The sequence below is a fragment of the Marinilabilia sp. genome, assembly GCF_016278715.1.
Lineage (GTDB): Bacteria > Bacteroidota > Bacteroidia > Bacteroidales > Marinilabiliaceae > Marinilabilia.
This window is the reverse complement of sequence record NZ_JADQBH010000170.1, coordinates 1-6,244: the sequence shown is the minus strand read 5'-3', so window position 1 is coordinate 6,244 and position 6,244 is coordinate 1. Positions and strand designations below refer to the sequence as shown.

The window sequence follows — 6,244 nt, the reverse complement described above, 5'->3', positions numbered from 1 at the left end:
GGAACATCCAGTCAAAGCAAATAAGTATGCCGATGGGACCAAAGGGGGTTTCGAAAATGGGTAATCCGGTATTTCCAGGTTCAAAAAATAATTTTTCCCGGTTGAATAGATGTAGTTTGCGATACCGCCCCATCAAACCGTTCGGTCCAATAAGAACTGCACTGTTGAATAGCTGTTCGCCGTCGCGTTCGTTAAACCCGGAAACGAACCATGTGTTTTGAGATTGGGCTTTTTGGGTAAGGAAACCGATAAATTTACTTTGTTCGATGGTTTCAGAACAATCAATGGCTTCCTTGCGTGAAGCAAAATTATATCCCGAAGAGGCAAGTTCTGGTAGTACCCAGATATCTGCTTTCGGACTATTTAGGAGTAGTTTGTCAATTTTTTTTATGTTGGCTTCAATATTTCCCAGTTCCGGAGCAAATTGAAGAATTCCGATTGTTGTTTTCTGTTCTTTCTTCATGCGATCATGATTTAATCATGGATGATATTTTGCTTTGGCAAGGATGCGGTGCGGATCTGTTTGCGCCATCATTTCCCTGAACGATGCATCCGGATGTTCATCAATCCACGACTTCATGAGCCGGTACCCCAGGAAACGGCCTGTTTTTCCCGGCGATTCCTGGCCAAAGAAGCTAGTGAAGGGCCCTTCGCCAATATATTTCCGAATTAACATAGGATCGGTGGAAAAGAGATGTTTTTGTTCTACGATGGTACCCCACATAAAGGCTTCGTTTGCTCTGCTCCATTTCAACTCTTTTTCCGTAAAGCCAAACAGAAGTGTATCGGGGATTTCAGGGATGGTGCGTTTTACAAAGTGCAGCATTTTACCATGATAAACCATCTGGCTTATCAGGTCGTCGATAGAGTCGTTGTAGGCATATTCAGTCATTGCAATGGCCTTCATTACATCCGGCACTACCATCTCCGGAATCATTTGCTTACGCAGAAACATTTGTGTTTCCAGCCATTCGTAGAAGACACAATCACTGCCAAGGTATTTTTCAACACTCACCGAAACCCATCCCGAGTCCACAACCATCGATTGGTTGAAACCTGAAATATGTAAATAGACATCCGGAATGTCACGTTGAGGATAATAATATTTGTAATATCGGAATGCTTGTTCCAGCTCGGCTTTCAGTGATTCCTTATCGGAGAAAACCGCACGGCAGGTGTCGAAAACCTCCTGGTTGGGTTGATAGGCCAGGAACCGGGCTAAATTAGCGGCATATTCTTCCGAGTTGGGGTTTCCTACCCCGATAACTCCTTCGCTGTAGGCAGCAAGGTAACTGCCATATTTTTCTTTTAGGGCGTCAATGTTTTGTGCCACACTGTCGGGGTGAATTGAAAAAAGGTCTTCATAAAATGAGATCAATTCAAAATTAACTTGTATTTGTGAAACATCCGGAGGAGACTGGTTTTGGTTGCAACCCGATAATAATAAGATAGATAGAATAATCAGAAGTCGTGAAAATTTCATGTGTGTACGCTCTTTTCTGTTAAAGTGGTTGATTTGATTTATCTTTACCTTTTATTACTGGAATAATATATGCTAAGATATTAATTTTAGCGTTAATAGTTGTACGGAATTCAATATCTGTTTTACCCGAAAAAAGAAAAATCCTATGAAGAAAATAGTTTTAATTATTGCATTAATAATCTTTGCGTTGAGTTCGATCAGAGGGCAGGAAGCCAATAGTATTCGGTTGTCGTTTGTTGTGGAACCTCAATTCTCTTGGCTGAATTCCGATATCGATGGCGTTGAGTCAAGAGGAAGCCTTGGGGGATATAATTTTGGAATTGTTTTCGATCGGTTTTTTGCCGAGAATTATGCTTTTTCCACAGGACTTACGATTAATACCACCGGAGGAAAGTTGAGATATACCGATATTCCCGGGGAAGATATACCTGCAGAAATCCTTGTTGACAAGGATTATAAACTTCGTTATCTGGAAATTCCATTGGGACTGAAACTTCGTTCCAACGATTTCAGAAGATTCAATATTTATGGACGTTTTGGGCTTACTCCTCAGATTAATATTGAGGCAAAAGACGGTGATGACAACAATATTAGTGAGGAAGTTCGCTTGTTCGATCTGGGTTATCATCTTGGCGGAGGAATGGAATATTCAATTGGGGGTTCTAATGCTCTGATGTTTGGGTTGGTCTATCACAATGGATTTTCTGATGTTACAGATGAACCCTATTTCGATGATAAAACCACCCTCAGCAGACTGGTGTTTGAGATTGGTTTTATTTTTTAGGGTGTTAAGTTCCCTGCAGAAAGCTGAAGAATTGCCGCCGTTTATGGCTCAAAAGAATATTTGGGCATTGATTATAAATTCTGTAATTTTTTAAAAATCGAACTACATGAAGCTGGCTCTTGTACAGTTGAACTATCATATTGGAAATTTTGAAGAGAACAGTAAAAAGATAATAGCACATATCGAAGAAGCCAGGTCCAGAAATGTGGATTTAGTGGCTTTTTCCGAACTGGCGGTTTGCGGCTATCCACCCTTGGACCTGCTTACCCGTCAGGAGTTTGTGGAAGGTGCTATTAAAGCTGTTGAGAAGATTGCCAGTCATTGCCAGGGTATTGCTGCTGTGGTGGGCGGACCCAGCATTAATCCGCAGGCCAGAGGCAAGCAGTTGCATAATTCCGCCTGGTTTCTGGCCGATGGAGTGGTGAAAGAAACCATTCACAAAACACTTCTTCCCAATTACGACGTATTTGACGAGTATCGTTACTTCCAGGCCAATCAGGAGTTTAAAGTAGTAAACTACAAAGGGAAACGTATCGCACTGACCATCTGTGAGGATTTGTGGGATGATCAGCCTACAGAGGCTGCTTTTGCCCGCAACAATCTTTATACCCTTTCGCCGATGCAAAAGCTTGCTGCCTTGAAACCTGATTTTATGGTCAATATTGCAGCTTCTCCTTTTTCGTACCACCAGGAAAATGTCAGAAAACAGGTAGTCTGTAAGAAAGCCTCTGAATACCAGGTCCCCGTTGCCTACGTCAACCAGGTGGGGGCCAATACTGAACTGATATTTGATGGTGGGTCCATGATGGTCAACAGCGACGGGCATATTACCCACCGTGTTCCTACGTTCCGGGAAGGCTGGGTGGATGTGGAAACCGAAAGTGTGGACGCAGTATCTTCGGATAATCTATCCCGAACCGATCCGATAGAACTCATTCATGATGGGTTAATTCTTGGAATCAGAGATTATTTCTATAAATCCGGAATAAAAAAGGCTGTGATTGGTCTGTCCGGTGGAATCGATTCGGCTGTTACTGCTGCATTGGCTGTTAAAGCATTGGGCGCTCCAAACGTTCATGGCATTCTTTTGCCGTCGCAATACAGCTCCGGGCATAGTGTTACGGATGCTGAGCAACTTGCCGCTAATTTGGGTATAGACACTCACACCGTGCCCATCAGAGAAATTTATGATAGTATAGAGAACGCTATGAATCATGTATTTGATGGTCGTAAAGCAGATGTCACGGAAGAGAATATTCAGGCACGAATCCGCGGGCTATTGCTGATGGCTTATTCCAATAAATTTGGACATATTGTATTGAACACTTCCAATAAAAGTGAAGCTGCCGTAGGGTATGGTACCCTTTACGGAGATATGAACGGGGGGCTCAGTGTGCTGGGAGATGTATACAAAACCGATGTTTTCAAGCTGGCCCGGTACTTGAATAAAGATGGTGAACTGGTGCCCGAGAATACTATTGTTAAACCACCTTCTGCGGAGTTACGGCCCGATCAGAAAGATTCTGATTCGTTGCCCGATTATGATGTGCTGGATAAGGTGTTGTTTCGCTATATTGAGTTGAATCGGTCTCCGCAAACCATCATCTCAGAGGGGTTTGATGAGGCGGTTGTAAAAAAAGCCATCAGGATGGTCAACTTTAATGAGTACAAACGCTTTCAGACAGCTCCGGTGCTAAGGGTTTCGGGAAAAGCATTTGGTGTGGGGCGACGCATCCCATTGGTGGCGAAATATTAGGCCGAAAGGAGACTGAGGCTGAGATTAAGGCTAAGGCTGAGATTAAGGTTGAGTCTCACGTTCTTTTTGCTTCATTCTTTTCCCATCTTTCCAATCCAAACCTTGAAATTTTCCGGCCAATCAATTTCCGTTTTTTCACTGAACAACCCGAACATGGCCGAACCACTACCCGACATGGCTGCATAAATAGCGCCTTCGTCATACAATCGTTTTTTAATTTCCTGTAGTTCGGGATGAGCGCTGAAAGCATTTGGCTCAAAGTCGTTTATGAGTAGCTGCGGCCATTTGGTTATTTCAGAATCTAAAATTTCTTTCAGCCAATTCGCGGGTTTTCGCGGAGTTATATTTTTATAGGACGCGGGGGTGGATAAATGAATGGGGGGGATGACCAGCATGAGCCACAAACCATTGAGGTCTATTTCTATGGGCGAGAATTCATTGCCGATTCCTTTAGCTAATGTGGGTTCATTCTTTACGAAAAATGCGCAATCAGCCCCCAGAGCGGAAGCTTTTCTTTCCAGAATGGCAACAGATAATCCCAAATTAAACTGTTCATTGAGCAGTTGCAGCATAAAGGCCGCATCACTGGATCCGCCACCTAACCCGGCACCCGAAGGAATGTTTTTATGTAAGTGAATCTTTAACGGCGGAATGGAGAGTTCTTCCCGGAGGAGTCTTAATGCTTTCATCACCAGGTTGTCGTTGGGCTCCGCATTGGTATCGATTCCTGATGTAGAGAGTATGTCGGTTGTGGACTCTTTATTTTCCAGTACTTCCAACACATCATTATATCCTCTGACCGGAAAGAATACGGTTTCAATGTTGTGAAACCCATCTTGTCGTTTTTTTGTGATGTGCAGGCCTAAATTTATTTTTGCATTGGGAAAAACCACCATAATACTTTACTTTTATTGCAAATAATTTTTTTGATAGTTATTTAATAAACGGATGTAAAAGTAAATAAAATGATGATGAATTTTATAAATTCTGTTTCTAGCCCCTTGCTTTTAATAAGTTTTATGATGATTTCCACCTCTTGTAAGGAAACATATCCGCCAACTGATTTAACCCGACACAGTATTATACCAAAGCCTGTATCGGTGGTTTCCACTAATCAGACATTTGTGTTGGATGAGGGAGTTTCCATTATTGTGGAGCCGGGTGATGAGGAGGTTTTGAAGAATGCTGTTTATCTGGCGGATATGCTGACAGATGCTTCCGGTATTGAACTTGAGGTGGAAGAAGGTGCAAAGCCTGCCTGGTTTGGGAATAGTATTATTATTAAACGGATTCCTGCCGCTGAAAATCTCCCTCCTTCAGGTTATGAACTGGATATCACCGATAAGGTGCTAACAATAAAAGGAACTTCTGCTGATGGAATCTTTTATGGAATTCAGACCCTGAGGCAGATTCTCCCTGCTGCGATTGAGTCCTCCGGCAAAACTCAATTTCCTTTGTTGATTCCCACTGGAACCATCCGTGACTGGCCACAGTACGAATACAGGGGGATGATGCTGGATGTGGCCCGCCATTTCTTTGATGTGGGAACTGTAAAACAGATGATTGATTATCTAGCGCTTTATAAAATAAATATGCTTCATCTGCATTTGTCCGACGACCAGGGATGGCGCATTGAAATTGAATCCTGGCCCAATCTGACAACTCATGGAGGGAGTACTGAAGTGGGTGGAGGAGAAGGTGGGTTTTTCACCAAAGAAGATTACATAGAAATTATACAATATGCTGCGGATAACTATATCACCGTTGTTCCGGAAATTGATATGCCCGGTCATACCAATGCGGCCCTTGCTTCTTATCCGGAATTGAATTGTGACGGGAAAGCAACAGAGTTATATACGGGTATGAAAGTAGGTTTCAGTACTTTGTGTACCGATAAGGAGGTTGTGTATGAGTTTGTGGATGATGTGATTCGTGAAATTTCGGAAATAACTCCCGGCCCCTGGTTTCATGTGGGTGGAGATGAATCTCATTCAACTGAACAGGAAGATTATGAGTATTTTATGAATCGGGTACGTAAAATTGTAAAATCTCACGGAAAGACTATGATTGGCTGGGATGAAGTAGCCCATGCCGGCATTGATGAGACAGATATTGTTCAATTCTGGGCCAAAGAAAAAAATGCAGTACAAGGTGCCCAAAAGGGAGCCAAATTAATAATGTCGCCATCCAAACATGCTTATCTGGATATCAAATATAATGA

Annotated in this window: 6 protein-coding genes; 3 read left to right on the top strand and 3 right to left on the bottom strand. The window is 42.6% G+C overall.

The window, feature by feature from the left end:
* On the bottom strand, positions 1–463 hold a 463-nt coding region (locus tag QZZ43_RS10940; RefSeq protein ID WP_291858988.1), incomplete at its 3' end, for a nitrilase-related carbon-nitrogen hydrolase.
* Positions 464–478: 15 nt separating this feature from the next.
* Complete coding sequence (locus QZZ43_RS10935) at positions 479–1,483, bottom strand: gliding motility protein GldB (protein WP_291858985.1); 1,005 nt, start codon at positions 1,481–1,483, stop codon at positions 479–481.
* A gap of 145 nt (positions 1,484–1,628) precedes the next feature.
* On the opposite strand from QZZ43_RS10935, the gene QZZ43_RS10930 reads away from it, so the two are divergent.
* Both QZZ43_RS10930 and QZZ43_RS10925 read left to right on the top strand, forming a co-directional pair.
* A complete protein-coding gene (locus QZZ43_RS10930) occupies positions 1,629–2,267 on the top strand; it encodes a porin family protein (RefSeq protein ID WP_291858982.1) in 639 nt (212 codons plus the stop codon).
* Between the two features lie 106 nt (positions 2,268–2,373).
* Complete coding sequence (locus QZZ43_RS10925) at positions 2,374–4,023, top strand: NAD+ synthase (protein ID WP_291858980.1); 1,650 nt, start codon at positions 2,374–2,376, stop codon at positions 4,021–4,023.
* A gap of 71 nt (positions 4,024–4,094) precedes the next feature.
* Here QZZ43_RS10925 and ispE read toward each other — a convergent pair whose 3' ends face one another.
* Positions 4,095–4,919, bottom strand: a complete 825-nt coding sequence (gene ispE / locus QZZ43_RS10920; protein WP_291858978.1) for a 4-(cytidine 5'-diphospho)-2-C-methyl-D-erythritol kinase — start codon at positions 4,917–4,919, stop codon at positions 4,095–4,097.
* A 123-nt stretch (positions 4,920–5,042) separates the two neighbouring features.
* On the opposite strand from ispE, the gene QZZ43_RS10915 reads away from it, so the two are divergent.
* Positions 5,043–6,244 (top strand): beta-N-acetylhexosaminidase (locus QZZ43_RS10915; protein WP_291858975.1); only part of this gene is annotated, 1,202 nt, incomplete at its 3' end.